Genomic DNA, 21,160 nt, shown 5'->3' with positions numbered 1-21,160 from the left:
TCCGCTTGACCATGGCGGATCGCGTCTTTATCTGACCGCCGTTCCCGCTTGGACCTCCGTTCCTGCGCGTGGCCCCTTCGTCTAGTGGTTAGGACGCGGCCCTTTCACGGCTGAAACACGGGTTCGAGTCCCGTAGGGGTCACCATTTTCCTTTGCATGACCCAGCATTGCTTGTCGCCTGATGGCGCCGCTATGCCTAATAGGGTCTATGCGCTTCCTCATTTTCCTGCTGATCCTTGTCCCGCTGGCGGCGTGCGGCATGGGCGAAGGCACGGGGACCGGCGAGGCCCCCATTTCCATCCTCATCATTGCCGATGAGGGGACGGGTGATGCCGGTATGGAGGGCCATGATACCTTCCTGCTTGGCGCGACGCACCTTGGCCTGACGACGCGCGCACCCGATGGACGCATCGTCCCGTCCCTCGCGGTCAGCTGGCGCGTGCTGGACGAAGGCCGGACCTATATTTTCAAGCTGCGCGACGCGGCCTGGCCGGACGGTAGGCGCATTACCGCAGGCGATGTGGTGGCGGTGCTACGCCGCGGAATGGCGCCGGGTTCGGACGTGCCGGTGAAACCCTATCTGATGGACATTGCAGAGGCGGAGGCGGTGTCCGGCAACCGCAAGCCGGCCCGCATGCTTGGCATTGCCGATCCGCGGCCCGATGTCGTGGAGATCTCGCTGGATCGGCCATATCCTGCGCTACTGTCGCTCCTCGCGCATCCCTCGCTCGCGATCGTGCGTGCCGATACGCCGCCACCGCCCTCCGGTCCCTATATGGTCGCGGACGATACGCCCGCGGCAAAACGCCTTGTCCGGAATACCGCTTTTGTCGCTGAGGAAGACATGCCGCTTTCGCCGCTGATCCTGGCAAAGGCCATGCCTGACGATGCCATCGCCGCTTTCGAAGCGGGTGAGGTGGATATCGTACTGGGCGGCCGTACCGACGGTATCAGGCGCGTGCGCACGGACGCGCTCAGCGCGTCCCTGCGGCTGGAGCCGAGCGTCGGGCTCTATGGTTATGTCGCGCACGTCGCGCGCGGTCCGCTGGCGGATGTTCGTATCCGCCGCGCGCTCGCCATGACCGTGGCACGTGAACAGCTGGTGCAGAGCTATTTCGCGCTTGTCGGCATGCAGGCCGCCTATGGCCCTCTCGCACCGACCTTGCCCGAAACCTATGCGGGCGCGGTGCCGGACTGGGCGGTCTGGCCGGCCGATGTGCGCGCCGCCGAGGCGCAGCGGCTGCTGCTGGAGGCGGGCGTCAGCCCGGACACGCCGATCACGCTGGATGTCGCCCTGCCGCGCGGCGCGATACATGAGGGCGTCCTGGCGCAGCTTGCCGATGGCTGGCGGGACTTTGGCATCCATGTCCGCGCCTATAAGCGCTCCGCCGCCATGCATCGCCGCGCCGTTGAAAGCGGCGATTACGACCTCGCCGTGTCTGAGCGGATCGCTCCGGGGCAAATCCCGCGTTTTTTCCTGCGGCCCTTCACCTGCGATATGGGGGCGGGGGGATATTGCAACCGCGATGCCGACAGGCTGCTGGACGCTGCCGCGGACGAAGTCGACAATGGGACGAGGATCAACCTCGTTCGCCGCGCGGCGCGGTTGATCGCGGAAGACGCGCCGATCATCCCGCTCTTCTCGCCGGTCAGATGGGCGCTCGTCCGTCCGGGGATTTCCGGCTGGGAGCAGAACGCCGCCGGTGCGCATCCGCCGCAATATCTGAAGCGGGTGAACTAACCCGCGGCCTTCGCCAGCGCATAGGCCTGCGTGCCGTGCGTCATGACATGGTCTTCTGGCAGGATTGTGGTCACCGGCAGGTCCTCCAGCGTTTCAAGCTCGCTATAAAGCGGCGCGAAATCGGTTTCCTGCGTCTGCTGCAGCAGGCCCTCGAAATCGTCGATGACGAAATAGGTCTGCTGGTAATCGTCGATGCGATACTCGGTGCGCATGGTGCGCTTCAGGTCGAAGCCTAGGCGGTTCGGACTGTCCGAATCGAGCGCGAAGATGCTTTCGCCGTGACTGGACACGATGCCCGCCCCATAGATTTTGAGGTCGTCGTCCTCGCGGATCAGCCCGAACTCGACAGTATACCAGTAAAGCCGTGCCAGCTTGTGGATCGCGCCGAATTTCAGGCTTCGCAGGCCGCCCTCGCCATAGGCCTGCATGTAGTCCGCGAACACCGGGTCGGCGAGCAGCGGGACATGGCCAAAAACATCATGGAACACGTCGGGTTCCTGCAGGTAATCCAGCTGATCCGCCGTACGGATGAAATTACCCGCCGGAAACCGCCGATTGGCCAGATGATCGAAAAACGCATCGTCTGGAATAAGACCCGGCACGGCGACGACTTCCCAGCCCGTGGTCTTCATGAGCTTTTCGGAGAGCTCTTCAAAATTCGGGATGCCGGGCCGCGACAGATGCAACACGTCGAGGCCGTCCAGGAACGGCTGCGCCGCGCGGCCGGGCAATTGCTTCGACTGGCGCGCGAACAGCGTGTCCCACACATCATGCTCTTCGGCTGTGAACCGGTCCCAGTCCTGCGGCACCGTCCAGTCGGTGGCGGCCTCGGGCGGGCGGGTAAGTGTGGGGGAACCGGTGGCCATATCTAATCCCTGCTAGTGGCGGTTTCATGATTGCGCGAGCCTAGTCGCCTTTATCGCGTGCCTGCTCATGATGGCGAATCACTTCGGCGACAATGAAGTTCAGGAATTTCTCTGAAAAATCCGGGTCGAGATTGGCATTCCCGGCGAGCCTGCGCAACCGGGCGATCTGGTCGGCCTCGCGCGCCTTGTCGGCGGGCGGAAGGCCATTCCTGGCCTTAAACTCCCCGACGGCCTTGGTTATGCGGAAGCGCTCCGCGAGAATATGGACCAGCGCCGCATCGATATTGTCGATGCTGGCGCGATATTGGGCAAGGGTTGCGGTGTGATCGGACATAAACGCACATTTGCGTCCAATTGTACCGGTGACAAGCCCGCACGCATCGCGCAGACGGGAACACTATCGAAGAGCAGGGCGTGAAGATCATTATGAGCGCAACGATTCATCAGCTGTCCGGAGGGCAAAGGCCGGCGTCCATCGAGCCACTGATGCAGCTGGTCGCGCCCGAGCTGAACGGCGTCAACGAGATCATTCTGGCGCGCATGCAATCCGATGTCGCGGTCATTCCCGCGCTTGCCGGACACCTGATTTCCGGCGGCGGCAAGCGTCTGCGCCCCATGCTGACGCTCGCCTGCGCCCGGCTGGTCGGATATGAAGGTGCGCGGCACCATAAGCTCTCGGCGTCGGTGGAGTTCATCCACACCGCGACCCTGCTGCACGACGATGTGGTGGACGGCTCCGGACAGCGGCGCGGAAAGAAGGCGGCCAACCTGATCTGGGGGAACGAGGCGACCGTGCTGGTCGGCGATTTCCTGTTCAGCCGTGCCTTTGAGCTGATGGTCGAGGACGGCTCGCTGCGCGTTCTCAAGATCCTGTCGTCGGCAAGTGCGGTCATCGCCCAGGGTGAAGTCGATCAGCTGCAGACACAGCGCCGGATCGACACGACCGAAGACCGCTATTTGCGGGTGATTACCGCCAAGACCGCCATCCTGTTCTCGGCCGCCTGCCAGATTGCCGGTGTGGTCGCAGAATCGAGTGAACAGGTGATCGAATCGCTGGAGGCTTATGGCCGGTATCTTGGGATCGCGTTCCAGCTGGTCGACGACGCAATCGACTATGGCGGCGATGCCGAAACCATGGGCAAGGACGCTGGTGACGATTTTCGCGAAGGAAAATTAACCCTTCCGGTTATTCTGGCTTATAAACGCGGAAATGACGAGGCCCGCGCTTTCTGGCGCAAAGCCATTGAGGACGGCAAAACCGACGATGCCGATTTCGCCGAGGCCTGCCGCCTTATGGCGGGCGCGGGCGCGATCGACGATACGCTTGAGCGTGCACGGCATTATGGCCGCCTGGCGCAGGACGCGATCGCGGACTTCCCAGCCGGCGCAGCGAAGGACGCCTTGTTGGAAACCGTGCGTTTCGCCATTGCCCGGGCCTATTGAACGGCCCTGTCGCAATACCGGCTGGAATCCCGGCGGTGTCCGTATTGACGGCGGCGTTTGCACCGCTCTTTAAGGTAGTGATCGACATCATCGTCCCTACGCGCGCAATGGCCCGGCACATATGAACGACAGCGACTTCTTTGGCCTTGGCCCCTATCATGTGCTGCTGGCGGGCTGCGGACTGGTCATCATTGCGGCCTACTGGCTGCCGCGTTTTGTTTCGGGCCGGGAGCCAGCGGCGTCGGGGCTGCTGATCCTGGGTGGATTTGCCGTATTCGGCTTCCTGCCCGGCATGCCAGAGGCGTTCGCTCCCATCGACCGGCCGGTCCTGTGGGAAGTCGCCAGCGAGTTCGCCGTTATCGTCGCCCTGTTCGGCACCGGGCTAAGGATTGACAGGCTTGCCGATTTCAAGGTCTGGCGTCCGGCGACCGGCCTGCTGCTGATCGGTATGCCGCTTTGTCTGCTGGCTGTGACTTTGCTCGGGGTGATGGCTGGCCTGGGCCTTGCCTCGGCGATCCTTCTGGCCGCTGTTCTTGCGCCGACCGACCCGGTGCTGGCTGCGGATGTCCAGGTCGGCCCGCCGCTGGAGGGCGGTGAACACCCTGTACGGTTCGCCCTCACCAGCGAGGCCGGTCTGAACGACGGGCTCGCCTTTCCCTTTGTGTATCTGGCGATCCTGCTTGCCGCCGGCAATTTCGATATGGCCGAATGGGCCGGAATCTATGTCTTCTACAAAATCATCGTGGGAGCCCTTGCGGGCGCGGGGGCGGGCTGGCTGCTGGGCAGGATCATGTTCGCGCTGCCACGCGGAAGCAGCCTGTCGGAAACCGGGTCGGGCGTTGTCGCCTTTGCGGGCGTGTTGTTCACCTATGGTGCCTGCGAGCTGGTGGAGGGCTATGGGTTTATTGCCGTATTCGCGATGGGGCTGGTCCTACGCCGCTGCGAATCGGAACATGAGTTTCATCGCAAGCTGCATGATTTTTCAGAATCGCTGGAACATGCGGTGACCGCGATCCTGCTTGTCATGCTGGGCGGGGCGCTCCCGATCCTCTGGCCCCATCTCGACTGGCAGATTGCCGCCGTGGGGCTTGCCCTGATTTTCGTGATCCGGCCCGTCGCGGGCATGCTCTCGCTGACCGGCAGCGCACTGACGCTCAAGCAGCGCGGCGTGGTGGCGTTTTACGGCGTGCGCGGGCTCGGTTCCATCTACTATCTGGCATATGCCGCGACGCATGCGGAGTTCACGCGGACCGAAACCCTGTGGGCCGTGGTCGCCTTCACGATTCTGGCATCGACGATCATTCACGGCTTCACGGCCGGAAGCGTGGTGTGGGCGGTGACCCACGACGAGGACGCCTAGCGCGCGTCATTCGCGCCCGCCTGGCGCTGGGGTCGCCGAGAGCAGCCGTCGACGCCGCATTGACCTTGACGGCGCGGCGGGGCATCTCGCGTGTATGACCGCCCGAATCTACCAGCGCGCCATGAGCGCCATGCAATCCGGCAAGGCCCGCGCCGATGAGTGGGTCCTGGAATATGTCCCCAATGCCCGGCAGCGGCATGACCCGATGACGGGCTGGGCGGGAAGTGCGGACACGAAACAGCAGCTGAAATTGCGATTCGATAGCCGGGAACAGGCAATTGCCTATGCCGAGAAGAAGGACGTCGCCTATTCGGTCGCGCCGCCGCGGGTGCACCGGCTGAAAATTCAGGCCTATTCGGACAATTTCCGCTAGCGCCGCCAATTTTGGTGAGGGTGCGCCGCCGCGCCTGCCCCTTTAGTCTCTCCCTGGATGACCGTCCCGCACCATCCCTGCCGCGGGCGCTGCCCAGCAACGACGATGCCTTTGGGGGCGCACGTTTTGCGTCGGGATCAGCGCGGGCCCGATTTGGGAGACGATTTTTGACCACGACGCCCGCCGCCGTACAGCTTGAAGCGCCCTTTGGGTTCATGTCCGACCTTATCCGCGACCATGCCGCGCGCAGGGGCGAGCGGATCGCGGTGCGGATGGATGACGACGCGCTGACCTATGCCGAATTTGACCGGCAGGTGGACCGCGTGGCGGCGGCGCTGCAGCGTGAGGGTGTCGGGATGGGCGAGGCCGTGTCGGTCTGCGCGGCCACGTCGGTGCGCTATGCGGCGCTGTACATGGGCGTCCTGCGCGCAGGCGGCGCGGTCGCGCCCATCGCGCCAGGCGTCACGGGCGCGCAGATGGCCGCGATGATCGCCGATTCGGGCGCACGGCTGGCGTTTCTGGATGCCGGCACGCGGGCGACATTGGCGGATCACGCGGACGGGCTGACGGCGGGGTTTGTCGCCATGGACGGTAGTGATGTGGGCACGGACTGGGCCGACTGGATCGCGCCCGCGGATGCGGTGCCGGCGCCGGTGACGATCAGTCCCGATGGTCCGTTCAACATCATCTATTCGTCCGGTACGACCGGCGTTCCAAAGGGGATCGTGCATTCCAACACCATGCGCTGGCGGCAGATGGGTGCGGGCGGAAAGGCGGGATATGACGAAGCGGTCATCATCAATTCGACGCCGCTTTATTCCAATACGACGCTGGTGACGTTCCTGCCGACGCTGGCGTGGGGCGGGACAGTCGTGCTGATGAAGAAATTCGATGCGCGGCGCTTTCTTGAGCTTGCCGAAGCGACCAGGGCAACGCACACCATGCTGGTGCCGGTGCAGTACCGGCGCATCATGGCCGACCCCGATTTCGACAGGTTCGACCTGAGCGCGTTCCGGTTCAAGACGTGCACCTCGGCGCCCTTCGCCGCGGAGCTGAAGGCGGATGTGGTGGCGCGCTGGCCTGGCAAGCTGGTTGAATATTACGGCCTTACCGAGGGCGGGTGTTCCTTTGTCCTGATTTGTGACGAGCACCCCGACAAGCTGCACACGGTCGGCGTCCCGCTGCCGGGACATGAGGTCAAATTGCTGGGCGAAGACGGCAGGGAAGTCGCGCCCGGCGAACCCGGCGAGATCGTCGGGCGGTCGGGGACGATGATGAACGGCTATCTGAACCGCGACGACAAGACGTCGGAGATGATCTGGCACGATGAAAATGGCGATGCCTGGTTCCGGCAGGGGGATATCGGCCGTCTGGATGAGGATGGGTTCCTGATCCTGACCGACCGGAAGAAGGATATGATTATCTCCGGCGGGTTCAACATCTTCCCGTCCGACATCGAAGCCGTCGCGCGGGGCTGTGACGGCGTCGAGGACATCTCCGTCGTCGGCGTGCCATCCGAACAATGGGGCGAAACGCCCATCGCCTTTGCCGTTGGTGCGGCGACACCCGATGCGATCAAGACCTACACCAATGAACGGGTCGGGAAAACGCAGCGTCTGTCGGATGTCGTGATGGTCGATGAACTGCCGCGCAGCGCCATCGGCAAAGTGCTGAAGCGTGAGCTGCGCGAAAAATATCTGGCCGCGTGAAAGATTGAGGACCGATTTTGACTGATCTGTTTTCCCGCCCCTTCGCACCGGCCGCGACGGGATTTTCCGGCTCGCCCATCGACCGCGCCGACCATATGCGCCGGGACCCGCAGGCGGTGTTCGCCGCCCGCATGCATCCGGGTGCGCGGTGGCTGCCGTTCGATCAGTTGAAACCGTTGATCGACGACGACCGCCTGGGCTGGATTCGCAGGTCGGATCTGGCCGATGAGGCGCTGGAAATTTTCCTGGGGCTGGACGATGGCATGCCGCGTTTTGCCGCGGCGATGTCCGCCGAAGGGCTGGACGGCGAGGCGCGAGACGTGCGCGCAGCGGCGATGACGCTGTCGCCTGCGGATGCGGCAATCGCCGCGCATGGCCGCTCCCTGGTGGACTGGCATCAGCGGCACGGCTTTTGCGCCAATTGCGGGGCGATGACCGCGCTGGCAAAGGCAGGCTATGCCCGCAGCTGCGGCGGCTGCGGCGCGGAGCATTTCCCGCGCACCGATCCGGTGGTGATCATGCTGGCACTGGACGGCGACAGGTGCCTGCTGGGCCGTCAGCCGCAATTTCCAAAGGGGTTCATGTCGGCGCTCGCGGGCTTCGTGGAACCCGGCGAGTCGATCGATGAAGCCGTGCGGCGCGAACTTCATGAAGAAGCCGGCATTCGAATCGGCCGTGTGGCCCATGTCGCCAGCCAGCCATGGCCGTTCCCCTCAAGCCTGATGATCGGGGCCTTTGCCGAAGCGGAGACGACCGAAATCCGGCTGGACGATGATGAGCTGGAGGAAGCGCGCTGGTTCACGAAGGATGAGATCCATGCGGTCTTCGCAGGCAATGGCCCTGTCAACGCGCCGCCGCCCATGGCGATTGCGTGGACATTGCTGAGGACCTGGGCCGACAATTAGGCGCGGGGGCTTTATTGCGTATCCTAATGTCTAAGCGGCGCGGGCGGCGGTGGCGGCGGCCTTCAGGCGGTCGCGGATCCGGGTCAGGCCCCCGATCATCTGACGGTCGGGTACCGCAACGGGCGCAGTGGCAGGCGTGCCGGACGCCGATGACGTCATCGGCGCGGCCGCGGCGGGTGCAGCGGCGGGCTGAGCCGTGGATGCCGCAAGGGAATTGGCAGGCCCACCCGCGATCACAGCCTTCACGCCCTGCTCTTTCAAAAGCTTCTGGACGCCCTTGATCGTGTACCCGTCGGTATAGAGCAGATGATTGATCGCGCGGATCAGCGCTACATCGTCCGGTCGGTAATAGCGGCGCCCGCCGCCGCGTTTCAGCGGGCTGACATCCTTGAACTTGGTTTCCCAGAATCGAAGCACATGCTGCGGCGCGCCGATATCCTTTGAAACCTCGCTGATCGTACGAAACGCGTCCGCGGATTTTGCCATTATGCCACCAATTACTTACCGTTAATGCGATCCCGCATGATCTGGCTGGGGCGGAAGGTCAAGACCCGCCGGGGTTCGATCGGCACTTCCTCACCCGTTTTGGGATTGCGGCCCATGCGGCGGTTCTTGTCGCGCAGGACAAAGCTGCCGAATGAAGAAATCTTCACATTCTCACCGCGCACGAGCGCATCGGAAACGCGGTCGAGAACCGTTTCCACAAGCTGCACCGACTCCGTCCGCGACAGGCCAATCTGTTCGTGTACTTCATCGCCCATTTCGGCGCGGGTCAGTGTGTGATTGTCCGACATAATTTCAACATCCCCTTATTTTTAACCCAAGTTTATCGCATTTACCTGCCAAACAAAAGGGCACACCCCCCTTTTTTACCACCGTACCGCCGCAGCGCCCCATGTAAATCCGCCGCCCATCGCCTCGAGCAGCAGCAGGTCGCCGTCTTTTACCCGGCCGTCCCGCACGCCGGTATCGAGTGCAAGCGGAACCGATGCGGCGGACGTATTTGCGTGCCTGTCGACGGTAACAATCACATCATCCATGGAGAGGCCAAGTTTTTTCGCCGTCGCTTCCAGAATGCGCAGATTCGCCTGGTGCGGGACGATCCAGTCGATCTCGTTTTCCTTCAGCCCGGCGAGATCGAGCGCTTCCTGCACCACGCTGGCTAGGTTCTTGACGGCGTGGCGGAACACTTCGCGGCCCGACATCCGCAGCTTGCCGACAGTGCCCGTGGAGGAAGGCCCGCCGTCAACATAGAGCAGATCGCGATGCGCACCGTCGGCGTGGAGTTTGGAGGAAAGGACACCCTTCGTCCCGGTCTCCGCACGCAGCACGACCGCGCCCGCACCATCGCCGAAGAGCACGCAGGTGCCGCGATCCTCCCAATCCAGCAGGCGACTGAAAGTCTCCGCACCGATCAGCAAAGCGTTCCGGTGCCCGCTGGCCCGTATCATCGCATCGGCGACGCCCAGACCATAGAGAAAGCCCGAACACACGGCCTGGACGTCGAAGGCCACGCAGTCGCCGATGCCAAGTTTCTGCTGGATCGACGTTGCGGTCGCCGGGAACGTATGGTCGGGTGTCGCGGTGGCAACGACGATCAGGTCGATATCGCCTGCCTTTACCCCGGCAGCGTTCAGCGCTTCGCGTGCGGCGACGACGCCCAGGTCAGAGGTCATCTCTCCCTCGGCGGCGATGTGGCGTTGCCGGATACCGGTACGTTCGATGATCCATTCGTCGCTGGTGTCGATGCCGCGCGCGGCCAGGTCGCTGTTCGTGACCACATTGGCGGGCAGGTAGCTGCCCGTGCCAATCAGGCGGGCCCTCAGGATCGATTCTGTCATAAGCCGGTCATTCCGCGGCAGCCTGCTGCTCTTTTGCGCTCAGGCGCTGATCGTTGAAACGGGCGAGGTCGTCGGCGATGCGCTGCTGGATGTTGTCGGCAACCAGATCATGCGCGACGCCGATGGCATTGGCGAACCCCTCGACATTGGCGCTGCCATGCGATTTCACGACAATGCCATTCAGACCGAGGAAAACAGCGCCATTATGGGCATTGGGATCAAGGTGCGCGCGCAGGCTGGAGAGCACGCGTTTTGACATGATGAACCCCAGGATCGACCAGAGATTGGCGCGAAAGGCGCGGCGCAGAAGCTCCACGACCAGCCTGGCCGTGCCCTCGATGGCCTTCAGCGCGATATTGCCGCTGAAGCCGTCCGAGACAATCACGTCCACTTCGCCGCGGCCGATCTTGTCACCCTCGACAAAGCCGGCATAGGTGAAGTCCAGATCGACGGCGCGCAGCGCATCGGCGGCTTCCTTGTGGTCATCCGTGCCCTTCAGTTCTTCCTCGCCGATATTGAGGATGGCGACGGAGGGGCGGTCGATGCCAAGGACGATGCGCGCAAAGGCGGCGCCCATGACGGCGAACTGGCTTAAATTCTCGTCATCGCATTCGGCATTGGCACCGAGGTCCAGCATGACGACGTCGGACTTCATCGTGGGCAGCAGCGCCGCGAGCGCCGGACGCGTGATGCCGGGCATTGTGCGCAGGCCGATTTTCGCCAGCGCCATCAAGGCGCCGGTATTGCCCGCGGACACGGCGGCATGTGCTTCGCCGGCCTTCACCCCGCCGACCGCAAGCCCGATGGAGGATTTGCGCGCCGACCGCAGGATCTGGCTCGGCTTGTCAGTGCCCAGCACCTCGACATCGGTGTGGATGATCTCGGCCTCGGCGGCGAGATCGGGATAGGATGACAAAGCCGATCTGATGACAGTTTCGTCGCCGTACAGGCGAAAGCGCATTTCCGGGTAACGCATGCGTGCAAGAGCCGCTGCGGGAATCGTTACCGCAGGCCCCTCGTCGCCGCCCATGATATCGAGCGCGAGGATGGGTTTCACAGTCATGTGCCCTCGTACGCCAGAAAGCGGCGACCGTTACAAGACTTGTTCATGCCGGAAAATGTGCGGGCGGCGCGGCGGCCGTGCATCTTTCTGCGGCTACAGACCGACTTCGATAATTTCCATGCCATTATAATGGCCGCAGGAACCGCACACATGATGCGGCAGCTTCAGCTCGCCGCAATTCGTGCATTCCTGATAGTTCGCAGCCTTCAGCGCGTGATGTGAACGACGCTTGTCACGGCGGGCTGGCGATGTTTTTCTTTTCGGGACGGCCATGGGGCACCTGTTCCTGACTTGCAGCTATATTTCATTTGGAGGCCGGCAACGCGGACGCACGAGCGATTCGTGCACGCGGGCGGCGGCCCGGTACAAGCGGCGCGATATAGCGCGTTGCCGGGCTTTTGCAAGCTGAACCAGACATGCTAGGCGTCGCCCGCGATTTCAAAGGGGATGATTGCCATGTTGACCGTCACGCTTGCCACGGCCGCCGTGCTGGGCCTCTATTTCTGGTTATTGAGTTTGCGCGTCGTACAGGGCCGAATCGGCGGCAAGGTGCTGATCGGCGACGGTGAAAGCGAGGATCTGCTCTACCGGGTGCGCGCGCACGCGAATTTTGCGGAACATGTGCCGCTGATCCTGATCCTGATGGGCCTGATAGAGCTGGCCGTTGGCCCGCGCACAGGCCTGATCGTCATTGCGGCAGTCCTCGTCCTGGCCCGCGTGCTGCACGGGTGGGGCATGACGATGTACAGCGAGAACAAACCGCGCGTGATCGGCGTGCTGCTGACATGGGCCGTGCTGTTAACGCTCGCCAGCTGGGGCCTGCTGCTGGCGTTCGGCGTGGTCGGCTAGGCAAAGCGGAGTCAAGGCGGCGGACCTAGCCATATGCGCCGACGAAGGGATTGGTCTTCTTTTCCTGACCGATGGTGGACATTGGCCCATGGCCGGGCACGAACGCGGTGCTGTCGGGCAGCTTCCACAATTTTTGCGTGATGGCGTCGATCAGATCCTGATGATTGCTTTTCGGAAAATCGGTGCGCCCGATGCTGTTCTGGAACAGCACGTCGCCGACGATCAGCAATTGTGACGGGGGATGGTGGAAAACGACATGCCCGGGCGTGTGTCCCGGGCAGTGAATGACGTCCAGCGTCAGTTCGCCAACGGTGACCTGATCGCCCTCATATAGCCAGCGCTCGGGCGTGAAGGCTTTTGTGCCCGTCATGCCAAAGCGCGCGCCCTGCGCCTCGGCCTGATCGATCCAGAACGCGTCATCGGGATGCGGGCCTTCGATGGGCAGGTCCAGCTCTTCCGCCAGCACCTTGGTCATGCCGCAATGATCGAGATGGCCGTGCGTGACGAGCAGTTTTTCAAGCGTGACGCCTTTTTCCGCCACCACCTGTTTCAGCTTGTCGAGATCGCCGCCGGGATCGACGAGCGCGCCCCGCATCGTCCTGGTGCACCACATCAAGGTGCAATTCTGCTGCAACGGGGTCACGGGCACAATGCAGGCGGCAAGCGGCGGCGCAGAAGGTGAAGTGGTCATGAGGGGGGAGATGGTTTGCGGGGCAGGCCCTGTCAACGCCGTGCATCGGTGCTGCCGGCTGCTGCGGCGAGACTGCGCAGCGGGAACATGTAGGCGGCGGCTGAATAAGGCGATAGACTGACCGGCGTGTTTGCGTTCGACCCCGCTTTGCCCTTCATCCTGTTCGACGATGCGCGTGCGAATATGCCCATGCGTGTATATCAGGGGGAGATACGCCGGATCGCGGCGCATACACATGGCGACGTACGCAAGAGCCTTGCTGAGGTGCGCGCAGCGCTTGCCGATGGCCTGCACGTCGCGGGCTATCTGTCCTATGAGGCGGGCGGCGGGTTTGAGCCGCGCATGGCGACGGCCCGGGCGGATCGGCGGCCGCTCGTCAGCTTTGGTGTCTACCGAACCGCGCATTTGCTCACATGGGGCGATCTGGCGGCATGGATCGATGGCCGCCGGTGTGCGATTGGCGAGATTCGGTCGCCGATCGACTCCGCCGCGCATGCCGCCGCAACGAGACGGATCCTAGACTACATTCTCGCAGGTGATATTTATCAGGCCAACCTAACCATCTCGGTGATCGCCGAAGTGTCCGGGCATCCGCTGGCGCTATATGCGCGGCTGCGCGCGGCCCAGCGCATGGCACATGGAGCGGTCATCCACGAAGGAAATGGCAAATGGCTGCTGTCCGCCTCGCCAGAACTGTTTTTTCGTCTGGAAGACGGCGAAGTGACGGCGCGGCCAATGAAGGGAACGGCCCTTCGCGGGCGGTCGGATGCCGCGGACAAGGCCGCGGCGAAGGCGCTTGCGGCCGATCCGAAGAACCGCGCTGAAAATTTGATGATCACTGATCTATTGAGAAACGACATGTCGCGCATCGCGGCACCTGGCACGGTGCGCGTCGAGGACCCGTTCGCGATCGAGGCCTATCCGACGGTGCATCAGATGGTGACGACGGTGAAGGCGGAACTTTCCCAAGGCATTGATGTTATTGATGTGATCGACGCCATGTTCCCCTGCGGCAGCATCACCGGCGCGCCCAAGATCCGCGCGACCGAGATTATTGATGAGGTCGAGGGGCGCGCGCGCGGCGTGTATACGGGCAGTATCGGCTGGATGGCCCCGGAAGGAAATTCGCATTTCAACGTCGCGATCCGTACCGCAGAACTTTCGCAGGGACGCCTTGCCATGGGCATTGGTGCCGGTATCGTCGCCGATTCGGAACCGGCAGCGGAATGGCGAGAGACAATGGCCAAGGCCAGATTCCTGAATATGGAAACCCGGCCCTTTCACCTGATCGAGACGATGCAGTTCGACCCTGTCGAGGGTGTGCCGCTGCTGGACTATCACATGAACCGGTTGTGCGCGTCGGCGGACAGGCTGGGCTTTTTGTGCAACCGGCATGAGATTCGCAATCTGCTACAGGTTCTTATCGGACGCGAGAAGGAGGCGCGCCGGGTGAAGCTGACCTTGTCGCGAGATGGCAGCCATGCCTTTGTCCTGGCCGCCCTGCCACCGGCACGGGAAACGATGACGATGTCCCTTGCGCCGCTCCCCGTCGCTCCGGACGATCTGCGCCTGTTTCACAAGACCAGCGACCGCGATTTCTATGACGCGGCCCGGTGCGCCGCGCATACGGACGAAGTCATATTCTTCACACCGGACGGCCTGCTGACCGAGGGAAGCTTCACCAATCTTTTCGTGCGGCGCGGCGGACATCTGCTGACGCCGCGCGCGGAAACCGGTTTGCTGCCCGGTGTCCTGCGCGCGTCCCTGCTGGCAAGCGGCGAGGCGGTCGAGGCCGATTTACGTGCCGAAGACCTTGCGAACGATGTCTTTATTGGCAACGCCGTGCGCGGTCTGCTCCGTGCATATCTGCCGGATCGTGCCGATCGTCAGGGTATATGAGGCTTAAAGTGTGTTGCGGGCATCCCGCCCCCGTCCTAAGCGCCCGCACTGCACGCTAAGACAGGAGCATCCAGAATCATGTCGCTGACGTCGAAGGCTATTGGCCGTATCGCCCCTTCTGCAACCGTGGGCGTGAATACCCGCGCGACCGAGCTGAAAGCGGAGGGCCGCGACGTCATCGGCCTGGCCGCGGGCGAGCCCGATTTTCCTGTCCCCGAACATGCGCAGGAAGCCGCGATACAGGCGGTTCGCGACGGCAAATGGAAATACACCGCACCCGATGGCACGCCCGAGCTCAAGGACGCCGTGGCGGCCAAGTTCAGGCGCGACAATGGCATCGATTATGCCCGCGATGAAATCACGGTGAACGTTGGCGGCAAGCACACGATCTTCAATGCCCTGATGGTGACGCTCGACGAAGGCGACGAGGTCGTCATTCCCGCCCCTTACTGGGTCAGCTATCCCGACATTGTGCGTTTCTGCGGCGCGGCGCCGGTGATCGTCCCCTGCCCGGCAAGCGCGGGGTTCAAGATGACGCCGGAGCAGCTTGACGCGGCGATCACGCCAAAGACGAAATGGCTGATCTTCAACTCGCCATCGAACCCGACAGGTGCGGCCTATGCAAAGGCGGAGCTGGAGGGGCTGATCGAAGTCCTTCGCCGCCAGCCGCACGTCATGGTGCTGGCCGACGATATTTACGAGCATATCGTCTATGAGGACTTCGTCTTTCACACGCTGGCGGAGCTCGCACCCGATCTGAAGGACCGCATTCTGACGGTGAATGGTGCCTCCAAGGCCTATTCGATGACCGGCTGGCGCATCGGCTTTGCCGGCGGGCCGAAGGCACTGATCAAGGCGATCGGAAAGCTGCAGTCGCAGTCGACGACGAATCCCTGCGCCATCGCGCAGGAGGCGGCGCGGGCGGCACTTGAAGGACCGCAGGATTTCCTGCCCGAGCGCGTCGAGGCATTCCGGAAACGCCGTGATCTGGTACTGTCGATGCTGGACGAGATCGAGGGCCTGACCTGCGTGAAGCCCGATGGCGCGTTCTACGTCTATCCGGAATGCAGCGGACTGATCGGCAAAACGACGCCGGACGGAAAGAAGATCGAGACCGACGAGGACCTTGCCACATATCTGCTGGAATCCGAGGGCGTTGCCGTCGTGCACGGCGCAGCCTTCGGGCTTAGTCCGGCGTTTCGGATTTCATACGCCACATCCCAGGACGTGCTGATCGATGCCTGCACGCGCATACAGAAGGCATGTGCCGCGCTGAATTGAGCCGTGCGTGGTCCTGGGCGGACCGTGATGGCGGCGTGAAGTGCGCTCAGGATGATCGGGCCTAGGGTTTTTGCGCCCCTTGGCCGATCGCGCGCGTCTACGCCCGGCCGATCGAAGTGTAGGTAAAGCCCGCGTCGCGCATGTCCTGCGGTGGATAGACGTTCCTCAGATCGACGAATATGGGCGCGGCCATCAGATCTTTCGCGCGGGCCAGGTCGAGCGCGCGATATTCGTTCCATTCCGTCAGTAAGACGGCGACATCGGCGTCCTTTAATGCGTCATAGGCGCTGCCCGCCATTTCGACATCCGGGAGAAGCGGCGCGGCGGCCTCCATGGCGGCAGGGTCGTGCGCCACCACATGCGCGCCCGCTTCAATAAGGGCAGGCAGAATGTCGAGCGACGGAGACTCGCGCATATCATCGGTATTGGGTTTGAAGGCGAGGCCCAGGACCGCGACGCGCCTGCCCCTTGCGTCGCCACCAAGCGCATCGACGACACGCTGCGCCATGGCCTTCTTGCGGGTGTTGTTGACCTCGACCGTGGCCTTGACGATGCGCAGCGGTGCGCCGGCCTCCTCGGAGGTGCGCAGCAGTGCCAGCGTATCCTTGGGGAAGCACGACCCGCCATAACCTGGACCGGGATGCAGGAATTTCGGTCCGATGCGATTGTCGAGGCCGATGCCCTTGGCGACGTCCTGCACATTCGCGCCGACCTTTTCGCAAAGATCAGCCATCTCGTTGATGTAGCTGATCTTCACGGCGAGAAAGGCATTGGCGGCATATTTAATGACTTCCGCCGTCTCGCGCTCGGCGAACTGGATTTTCACATCACGCAAGGAAAGCGGCCGGTAAATGCCCCGCAGGACACGCTCGGCGTGCTCGTCGGCGACACCGCAGACAACGCGGTCGGGATGCATGAAGTCCTCGATGGCGGACCCTTCACGCAGGAATTCCGGGTTGGACGCGACACTGATTCTTTTTTCAGGCGCGGCCTTCCGCGCGATCTTCTGAACCTCCAGGCCGGTGCCGACAGGTACGGTCGATTTGTTCACGATCACGCACATGTCGGGACACGCCGAAGCGACCTCTTCGGCGGCGGCGTAAACATAGCTGAGGTCGGCATGACCGTCGCCGCGGCGGCTGGGCGTGCCGACAGCGATGAAGACGGCATCCGCATCCTTGACCCCTTCGGCAAGATCGGTGGTGAAGATCAGGCGGCCCGCCGCGACATTGCGGGCAACCAGGCTCTTCAGGCCCGGTTCGTAAATCGGGATTTCACCCTTCTGCAGGCGCTCGACGATCTTCGGATTCTTATCGACGCAGATGACGTGATGGCCGAATTCGGAAAAGCAGGCTCCGGATACCAGCCCGACATAGCCGGTGCCGATCATGGTCAGATGCATGGGGACGTCCTGTCGCGTCTAGGAATGCGGGAAAAGCTGGATGCGCAGATAACGTCCCGCTGGTCCCGGTGCAATGTCGGGAACCGCGCTCGCTTGCGCGTGAAGAAGGGACAGGGCATGGCAGGGGCATGGCGATCGCCGATAAAATCGCAAGCTGGCAGTCAGCCGGTCTGATCGACGCGGACACCGCCGCGCGCATTGCCGCGTTCGAGGAGGAGCGCGCGCGGCCGACGGCGCTGTGGGCGGTGATTGGTCTTGGGTGCCTGGCGCTCGCGCTGGGCATTGCGAATGTGGTCGCGGCAAACTGGCAGGCCATTCCGGACGCGCTGAAGCTGGGAGTGCATTTCGCGATGACGGCGGGCGCGGCTTTTGCCTGCTGGCGTTCTCTTGATCGCGGCGCGGTCTGGTTCGCGGAAGGCGCGCTGTTCGTGCTGGGCGCGCTTTTTCTGGCGGGCCTTTCCCTTCACGCGCAGGTGTATCAGCTCTCCGGCGAGATCTGGCAGCTGCTTGTCACCTGGCTGTTGTGCGCGGGCCCCGCCTTCCTGTTGCTTGGCCGCACGCGCCTGACGGCGTACGCGCTGGCCGGGATGACGATCTGGGCCGGGGCCAGCTGGGCCGGGGCCGCAAATGAAGAGAGCTGGGCAGGACTTTTTGCCCAGGGCCTCGCCATGTCGGTGCCATGGGCGCTCGTCGCCCTGGCGGCGCTTTGCCAAGGACGCAGCCGCTTTTCCTCCGGCCTGTCCGAGATGGGCCTGTCGGCCATCCTGATCGCTGTCAGCATCGCCCATGTCGCCTGGGCGGACCCGATACCGGAAATCGACGCGGGCGAGATGCGGGTACGCTTGCTCGTCGCGGGCGCGGGTGCGGCACTTGCATTGGCGCTTGCCTGGCGCGGCAGGCTGTTTCCGCGCGACCTGCTGCTGGCCCTTGTCACCGCGCCGTTTGCCGCTTTGGTTCTGGCGGTCGGAATCGAGCATGGCGATGGACCTGTCCCGCGGTTCATCGGCGCGCTGATCTATGCGGCGATGTGGGGCGGGATCGCGTGGGCGGCATCGCGCGCGGGCTGGCGGACAGTGTTCGGCCTGGCCATTGGCGCACTCGCCGTGCGGCTGTTCATCGTTTACTTCGAACTGTTTGGATCGCTCGCAATGACGGGCATGGGCCTGATTTTCGCAGGCGCGCTGCTGATTGCGCTCGCGCTCGGCTGGCGGCGGATTTTCAGTGGGTTCAGAAAGGCGGGACCATGACGCGCATCCTGCTGTTCGCCGTCCTTGTCCTGCCGCTGCTGGCGCTGGCGGGGAGCATTGGCCTGCGCGAGGCGGAGCTTGCCTCTGCCGAGGAATGGGTCATTCCGGTCACGGGTTTCGACCCCCGGGACATGCTGCGCGGACGCTATATCCTGTATCGCTACGATCAGGAGATCGCCGGTAATGTCGATATGTGCCGTGACGGGAAGTGCCGCCTTTGCCTGACAGGCCCCGCACCCGACGGTACGCGTCTGGAGATTCGCGACCTGCCGTCCGCGCCCTGCCAGACCGGGATCGACTGGGCCGCGAGCGACCTCAACATGACCGCCCTGCCGCCATTTGCCGTCAGCCGCGACCGGGACGTAAGGCTGCCCCCGCGTTTCAGCCTGTCGGGCCGCTTTTTCGTGCCCGACGCCGATGCCGCCGCCCTGGAGACGGCGGTTCTGGACGATCAGATCGCCATGTCCGTGCGAATCACCCCTGATGGCCGTGTTCTGAACCGGCGCCTGGTACCGCGTATCGCCGCACCCCGAGAGGAAACCGAAAAATGATCCGTATATTTGTTTTCGCCGCCGCCCTTGGCCTTCCGTTCGCGGCCGCGCAGGCGCAGGACGACCGCTTTGCCGGTGTCGTCATTACCAGTGAAACCGCCGGGCCAGGTGTCGAGGTGCTCTACGGCGCGGGCGGCAATATCGCGCTGGCGCATGGCAAGGGCGAGGCGTTTCTTGTCGATGACCAATATGCGCCGCTGACGGACCGCATCATGGCGAAAGTACGGGAACTCGCCGGGACCGACGTGAAGTTCGTCGTCAACACGCACTGGCACGGCGATCATTCCGGCGGCAATGAGAATTTCGGCAAAGCGGGCGCGCTTATTGTGGCGCATGACAATGTCCGCCGCCGCATGTCGACCGAGCAGACGCGCCCCGGCGCCGATGGCGAACGGGTGACCCCGGCCTCGCCCGCGGCGGCGCTTCCGGTCATCACCTTCCGCGACCGCCAGACCATCCATAGCGCAGGGCAGACCATCCGCGCCGTTCATGTACAGCGCGCCCACACGGACGGCGATGCGCTCGTCAAATTCATGGAAGCGAACGTGCTCCACATGGGCGACACGTTCTTCGATGCGACCGCAGGAACGTTCCCGTTTATCGACCGTGGATCGGGCGGCAGCATTCAGGGATTGATCGACGCCGTCGATATGGGTCTGAAAATGTCCGATGCCGAGACCGCCGTCATTCCGGGGCACGGCAGGCTGACCGATCGTGACGGTCTGGCCGCTTATCGGGGCATGTTGGCCGACGTGCGCGACCGCGTGAAGGTGATGGTCGATGCCGGGACATCGCGCGATGATGTCATCGCCGCGAAGCCCGCGGCCGCTTATGCCGAGGGCCGTGCGGGTGGCTTTATCAAGCCCGATACGTTTGTGGGGGCCGTCTATGACAGCCTGACGGCACCTGCGGCCCACAGCCATGCGGGAGGTGACACCCACAGTCATTAGACAATCATTGGGACGATGCGGCAGGCTTTTGTCAAATGAGCGCCGATATGGCGGCGGCGGGCACGGGCCGGTCCTTCAGACCTTGAGGCGCTCGGCATGCCACGCGATGTGATCCGCCATGAACGATGAGATGAAATAGTAGCTGTGATCGTAGCCGGGGCGCAGATGGATGGTGATGTCCTGACCCAGCTCGGCGCAGACATCGCGCAGCACGCCGGTCCTTAGCTGCTCCGCCAGGAATTCGTCATCGCCGCCCTGCTCGATCCTGATGTGCGGGTGCCGCGCCCCGTCCGCGATCAGCGCGCAGGCGTCATAAGGCCGCCACGCCGCCTCATCACCGCCGAGATAGGCGGTCAGCGATTTCCGTCCCCAAGGCGCGCCGATCGTGGTCACGATGGGGGAGAAGGCGGAGAGGGAGCGGAAGCGCTCCGGATTTCGAAGGCCCACGGTCAGCGCGCCGTGGCCGCCCATACTGTGCCCTGTGATGGACTGCCGCGTCATGTCCGCCGGGAAGACATCGCCGATCAGGCCGGGAAGTTCATCCTCGACATAGGTTCGCATGCGGTAGTGCGGCGCCCATGGGGTTTCGGTCGCATCGACATACATGCCCGCCCCCTGGCCCAGATCATAGCTGTCATCATCGGCGACATCGTCTCCGCGTGGGCTGGTATCGGGCGCGACGAAGATAATGCCGTGTTTGGCGCAGGCCGCGCGATATTCGCCCTTCTCCATGACGTTCGCATGGGTGCAGGTCAGTCCGGACAGGTACCAGAGCACGGGCAGCTTCGCGCCCTTGTCATGCGGTGGCACATAGACGGCAAAATGCATGTCGGTACCGGTCGCGGACGAGGCGTGCCGGTAGACGCCCTGCGTTCCGCCATGCGCTTTCCAGGAGGATGTGGTTTCCATGCTGACCGTTTCTAATGACGGGCGGGCGGTTCAGACAAGCCGTTCCGCCGGATTTTTCAGGATTATGCATGGCAATCGGC

General features: G+C 63.4%; 22 protein-coding genes and 1 tRNA gene. 13 read left to right on the top strand and 10 right to left on the bottom strand.

The window, feature by feature from the left end; all coding sequences use genetic code 11:
• Positions 1 to 70: 70 nt before the first annotated feature.
• Both KCG44_RS02790 and KCG44_RS02785 read left to right on the top strand, forming a co-directional pair.
• Positions 71 to 145 (top strand) — tRNA-Glu (locus KCG44_RS02790).
• Between the two features lie 63 nt (positions 146 to 208).
• Complete coding sequence (locus KCG44_RS02785; RefSeq protein WP_218444064.1) at positions 209 to 1,741, top strand: ABC transporter substrate-binding protein; 1,533 nt, start codon at positions 209 to 211, stop codon at positions 1,739 to 1,741.
• On the opposite strand, the gene phhA is transcribed toward KCG44_RS02785, so the two are convergent.
• Both phhA and KCG44_RS02775 read right to left on the bottom strand, forming a co-directional pair.
• The gene (phhA, locus tag KCG44_RS02780) at positions 1,738 to 2,607 is read right to left on the bottom strand and encodes a phenylalanine 4-monooxygenase (RefSeq protein ID WP_218444063.1); all 870 of its coding nucleotides are present in this window, start codon (positions 2,605 to 2,607) and stop codon (positions 1,738 to 1,740) included. The genes KCG44_RS02785 and phhA overlap by 4 nt on opposite strands.
• 40 nt (positions 2,608 to 2,647) lie before the next feature.
• Positions 2,648 to 2,941 carry a chorismate mutase gene (locus KCG44_RS02775; RefSeq protein WP_218444062.1) on the bottom strand — a complete coding sequence of 98 codons (294 nt, stop codon included), beginning with the start codon at positions 2,939 to 2,941 and terminating at the stop codon, positions 2,648 to 2,650.
• A 92-nt stretch (positions 2,942 to 3,033) separates the two neighbouring features.
• Here KCG44_RS02775 and KCG44_RS02770 point away from each other — a divergent pair, with 92 nt between their 5' ends.
• From KCG44_RS02770 to nudC, 5 genes are all read left to right on the top strand, one after another.
• Positions 3,034 to 4,050: a polyprenyl synthetase family protein gene (locus KCG44_RS02770; protein WP_218444061.1), complete on the top strand. Its 1,017-nt coding sequence runs from the start codon at positions 3,034 to 3,036 to the stop codon at positions 4,048 to 4,050.
• A gap of 121 nt (positions 4,051 to 4,171) precedes the next feature.
• Positions 4,172 to 5,410 carry a cation:proton antiporter gene (locus tag KCG44_RS02765; RefSeq protein ID WP_218444060.1) on the top strand — a complete coding sequence of 413 codons (1,239 nt, stop codon included), beginning with the start codon at positions 4,172 to 4,174 and terminating at the stop codon, positions 5,408 to 5,410.
• A gap of 94 nt (positions 5,411 to 5,504) precedes the next feature.
• On the top strand, positions 5,505 to 5,783 hold the full coding sequence (locus KCG44_RS02760) for an ETC complex I subunit (protein WP_218444059.1): 279 nt from the start codon (positions 5,505 to 5,507) through the stop codon (positions 5,781 to 5,783).
• Positions 5,784 to 5,998: 215 nt separating this feature from the next.
• Positions 5,999 to 7,492 carry a class I adenylate-forming enzyme family protein gene (locus tag KCG44_RS02755; RefSeq protein ID WP_218444641.1) on the top strand — a complete coding sequence of 498 codons (1,494 nt, stop codon included), beginning with the start codon at positions 5,999 to 6,001 and terminating at the stop codon, positions 7,490 to 7,492.
• A 17-nt stretch (positions 7,493 to 7,509) separates the two neighbouring features.
• Positions 7,510 to 8,397: an NAD(+) diphosphatase gene (gene nudC, locus KCG44_RS02750; RefSeq protein WP_255536269.1), complete on the top strand. Its 888-nt coding sequence runs from the start codon at positions 7,510 to 7,512 to the stop codon at positions 8,395 to 8,397.
• A 30-nt stretch (positions 8,398 to 8,427) separates the two neighbouring features.
• Here the strand turns inward: nudC and KCG44_RS02745 are convergent, their stop codons facing one another.
• The 5 genes from KCG44_RS02745 to rpmF form a co-directional block, all read right to left on the bottom strand.
• On the bottom strand, positions 8,428 to 8,883 hold the full coding sequence (locus tag KCG44_RS02745; RefSeq protein WP_218444057.1) for a MerR family transcriptional regulator: 456 nt from the start codon (positions 8,881 to 8,883) through the stop codon (positions 8,428 to 8,430).
• Positions 8,884 to 8,894: 11 nt separating this feature from the next.
• Entirely contained in the window at positions 8,895 to 9,191 is a 297-nt protein-coding gene (gene ihfA / locus KCG44_RS02740; RefSeq protein ID WP_218444056.1) for an integration host factor subunit alpha, read from the bottom strand.
• A gap of 75 nt (positions 9,192 to 9,266) precedes the next feature.
• Positions 9,267 to 10,238: a beta-ketoacyl-ACP synthase III gene (locus KCG44_RS02735; RefSeq protein ID WP_305082486.1), complete on the bottom strand. Its 972-nt coding sequence runs from the start codon at positions 10,236 to 10,238 to the stop codon at positions 9,267 to 9,269.
• A gap of 7 nt (positions 10,239 to 10,245) precedes the next feature.
• Complete coding sequence (gene plsX, locus KCG44_RS02730) at positions 10,246 to 11,301, bottom strand: phosphate acyltransferase PlsX (protein ID WP_218444055.1); 1,056 nt, start codon at positions 11,299 to 11,301, stop codon at positions 10,246 to 10,248.
• Between the two features lie 93 nt (positions 11,302 to 11,394).
• The gene (gene rpmF / locus KCG44_RS02725) at positions 11,395 to 11,574 is read right to left on the bottom strand and encodes a 50S ribosomal protein L32 (RefSeq protein WP_218444054.1); all 180 of its coding nucleotides are present in this window, start codon (positions 11,572 to 11,574) and stop codon (positions 11,395 to 11,397) included.
• Between the two features lie 183 nt (positions 11,575 to 11,757).
• Here rpmF and KCG44_RS02720 point away from each other — a divergent pair, with 183 nt between their 5' ends.
• Positions 11,758 to 12,150, top strand: coding sequence for an MAPEG family protein (locus tag KCG44_RS02720; RefSeq protein ID WP_218444053.1), 393 nt, complete (start codon positions 11,758 to 11,760; stop codon positions 12,148 to 12,150).
• Between the two features lie 25 nt (positions 12,151 to 12,175).
• On the opposite strand, the gene KCG44_RS02715 is transcribed toward KCG44_RS02720, so the two are convergent.
• Positions 12,176 to 12,841 carry an MBL fold metallo-hydrolase gene (locus tag KCG44_RS02715; protein WP_218444051.1) on the bottom strand — a complete coding sequence of 222 codons (666 nt, stop codon included), beginning with the start codon at positions 12,839 to 12,841 and terminating at the stop codon, positions 12,176 to 12,178.
• Between the two features lie 126 nt (positions 12,842 to 12,967).
• On the opposite strand from KCG44_RS02715, the gene pabB reads away from it, so the two are divergent.
• Together pabB and KCG44_RS02705 are read left to right on the top strand one after the other, a co-directional pair.
• Positions 12,968 to 14,740 (top strand): aminodeoxychorismate synthase component I, encoded by a 1,773-nt coding sequence (gene pabB / locus KCG44_RS02710; RefSeq protein WP_369411914.1) that lies wholly within the window; start codon positions 12,968 to 12,970, stop codon positions 14,738 to 14,740.
• Positions 14,741 to 14,818: 78 nt separating this feature from the next.
• Entirely contained in the window at positions 14,819 to 16,021 is a 1,203-nt protein-coding gene (locus KCG44_RS02705) for a pyridoxal phosphate-dependent aminotransferase (protein ID WP_218444050.1), read from the top strand.
• A gap of 97 nt (positions 16,022 to 16,118) precedes the next feature.
• Here the strand turns inward: KCG44_RS02705 and KCG44_RS02700 are convergent, their stop codons facing one another.
• Entirely contained in the window at positions 16,119 to 17,423 is a 1,305-nt protein-coding gene (locus KCG44_RS02700) for a UDP-glucose dehydrogenase family protein (protein ID WP_218444049.1), read from the bottom strand.
• 128 nt (positions 17,424 to 17,551) lie between these two features.
• Between KCG44_RS02700 and KCG44_RS02695 the strand changes: the two genes are divergently transcribed.
• The 3 genes from KCG44_RS02695 to KCG44_RS02685 are packed head-to-tail and all read left to right on the top strand — an operon-like array spanning position 17,552 to position 20,171.
• On the top strand, positions 17,552 to 18,670 hold the full coding sequence (locus tag KCG44_RS02695) for a DUF2157 domain-containing protein (RefSeq protein WP_218444048.1): 1,119 nt from the start codon (positions 17,552 to 17,554) through the stop codon (positions 18,668 to 18,670).
• Entirely contained in the window at positions 18,667 to 19,221 is a 555-nt protein-coding gene (locus KCG44_RS02690) for a GDYXXLXY domain-containing protein (RefSeq protein ID WP_218444047.1), read from the top strand. The genes KCG44_RS02695 and KCG44_RS02690 overlap by 4 nt, the downstream gene beginning before the upstream one ends.
• Positions 19,218 to 20,171, top strand: a complete 954-nt coding sequence (locus KCG44_RS02685) for an MBL fold metallo-hydrolase (protein WP_218444045.1) — start codon at positions 19,218 to 19,220, stop codon at positions 20,169 to 20,171. Before KCG44_RS02690 ends, KCG44_RS02685 begins: the two co-directional genes overlap by 4 nt.
• A gap of 75 nt (positions 20,172 to 20,246) precedes the next feature.
• On the opposite strand, the gene fghA is transcribed toward KCG44_RS02685, so the two are convergent.
• On the bottom strand, positions 20,247 to 21,080 hold the full coding sequence (fghA, locus tag KCG44_RS02680) for an S-formylglutathione hydrolase (protein WP_218444044.1): 834 nt from the start codon (positions 21,078 to 21,080) through the stop codon (positions 20,247 to 20,249).
• Positions 21,081 to 21,160 lie beyond the last annotated feature (80 nt).

The sequence above is a fragment of the Pacificimonas pallii genome (genome assembly GCF_019204005.1).
GTDB classification, from domain to species: Bacteria; Pseudomonadota; Alphaproteobacteria; order Sphingomonadales; family Sphingomonadaceae; genus Pacificimonas; species Pacificimonas pallii.
This window is presented reverse-complemented; position numbering and strand designations above follow the sequence as displayed.

Excerpts from the sequence above, each read along its gene's own strand:
- KCG44_RS02785 (WP_218444064.1), top strand. The coding sequence starts at position 209 with ATGCGCTTCCTCATTTTCCTGCTGATCCTTGTCCCGCTGGCGGCGTGC.
- phhA (WP_218444063.1), bottom strand. The coding sequence starts at position 2,607 with ATGGCCACCGGTTCCCCCACACTTACCCGCCCGCCCGAGGCCGCCACC.
- KCG44_RS02775 (WP_218444062.1), bottom strand. The coding sequence starts at position 2,941 with ATGTCCGATCACACCGCAACCCTTGCCCAATATCGCGCCAGCATCGAC.
- KCG44_RS02770 (WP_218444061.1), top strand. The coding sequence starts at position 3,034 with ATGAGCGCAACGATTCATCAGCTGTCCGGAGGGCAAAGGCCGGCGTCC.
- KCG44_RS02765 (WP_218444060.1), top strand. The coding sequence starts at position 4,172 with ATGAACGACAGCGACTTCTTTGGCCTTGGCCCCTATCATGTGCTGCTG.
- KCG44_RS02760 (WP_218444059.1), top strand. The coding sequence starts at position 5,505 with ATGACCGCCCGAATCTACCAGCGCGCCATGAGCGCCATGCAATCCGGC.
- KCG44_RS02755 (WP_218444641.1), top strand. The coding sequence starts at position 5,999 with ATGTCCGACCTTATCCGCGACCATGCCGCGCGCAGGGGCGAGCGGATC.
- KCG44_RS02745 (WP_218444057.1), bottom strand. The coding sequence starts at position 8,883 with ATGGCAAAATCCGCGGACGCGTTTCGTACGATCAGCGAGGTTTCAAAG.
- ihfA (WP_218444056.1), bottom strand. The coding sequence starts at position 9,191 with ATGTCGGACAATCACACACTGACCCGCGCCGAAATGGGCGATGAAGTA.
- KCG44_RS02735 (WP_305082486.1), bottom strand. The coding sequence starts at position 10,238 with ATGACAGAATCGATCCTGAGGGCCCGCCTGATTGGCACGGGCAGCTAC.
- plsX (WP_218444055.1), bottom strand. The coding sequence starts at position 11,301 with ATGACTGTGAAACCCATCCTCGCGCTCGATATCATGGGCGGCGACGAG.
- rpmF (WP_218444054.1), bottom strand. The coding sequence starts at position 11,574 with ATGGCCGTCCCGAAAAGAAAAACATCGCCAGCCCGCCGTGACAAGCGT.
- KCG44_RS02720 (WP_218444053.1), top strand. The coding sequence starts at position 11,758 with ATGTTGACCGTCACGCTTGCCACGGCCGCCGTGCTGGGCCTCTATTTC.
- KCG44_RS02715 (WP_218444051.1), bottom strand. The coding sequence starts at position 12,841 with ATGACCACTTCACCTTCTGCGCCGCCGCTTGCCGCCTGCATTGTGCCC.
- KCG44_RS02705 (WP_218444050.1), top strand. The coding sequence starts at position 14,819 with ATGTCGCTGACGTCGAAGGCTATTGGCCGTATCGCCCCTTCTGCAACC.
- KCG44_RS02700 (WP_218444049.1), bottom strand. The coding sequence starts at position 17,423 with ATGCATCTGACCATGATCGGCACCGGCTATGTCGGGCTGGTATCCGGA.
- KCG44_RS02695 (WP_218444048.1), top strand. The coding sequence starts at position 17,552 with ATGGCGATCGCCGATAAAATCGCAAGCTGGCAGTCAGCCGGTCTGATC.
- KCG44_RS02690 (WP_218444047.1), top strand. The coding sequence starts at position 18,667 with ATGACGCGCATCCTGCTGTTCGCCGTCCTTGTCCTGCCGCTGCTGGCG.
- KCG44_RS02685 (WP_218444045.1), top strand. The coding sequence starts at position 19,218 with ATGATCCGTATATTTGTTTTCGCCGCCGCCCTTGGCCTTCCGTTCGCG.
- fghA (WP_218444044.1), bottom strand. The coding sequence starts at position 21,080 with ATGGAAACCACATCCTCCTGGAAAGCGCATGGCGGAACGCAGGGCGTC.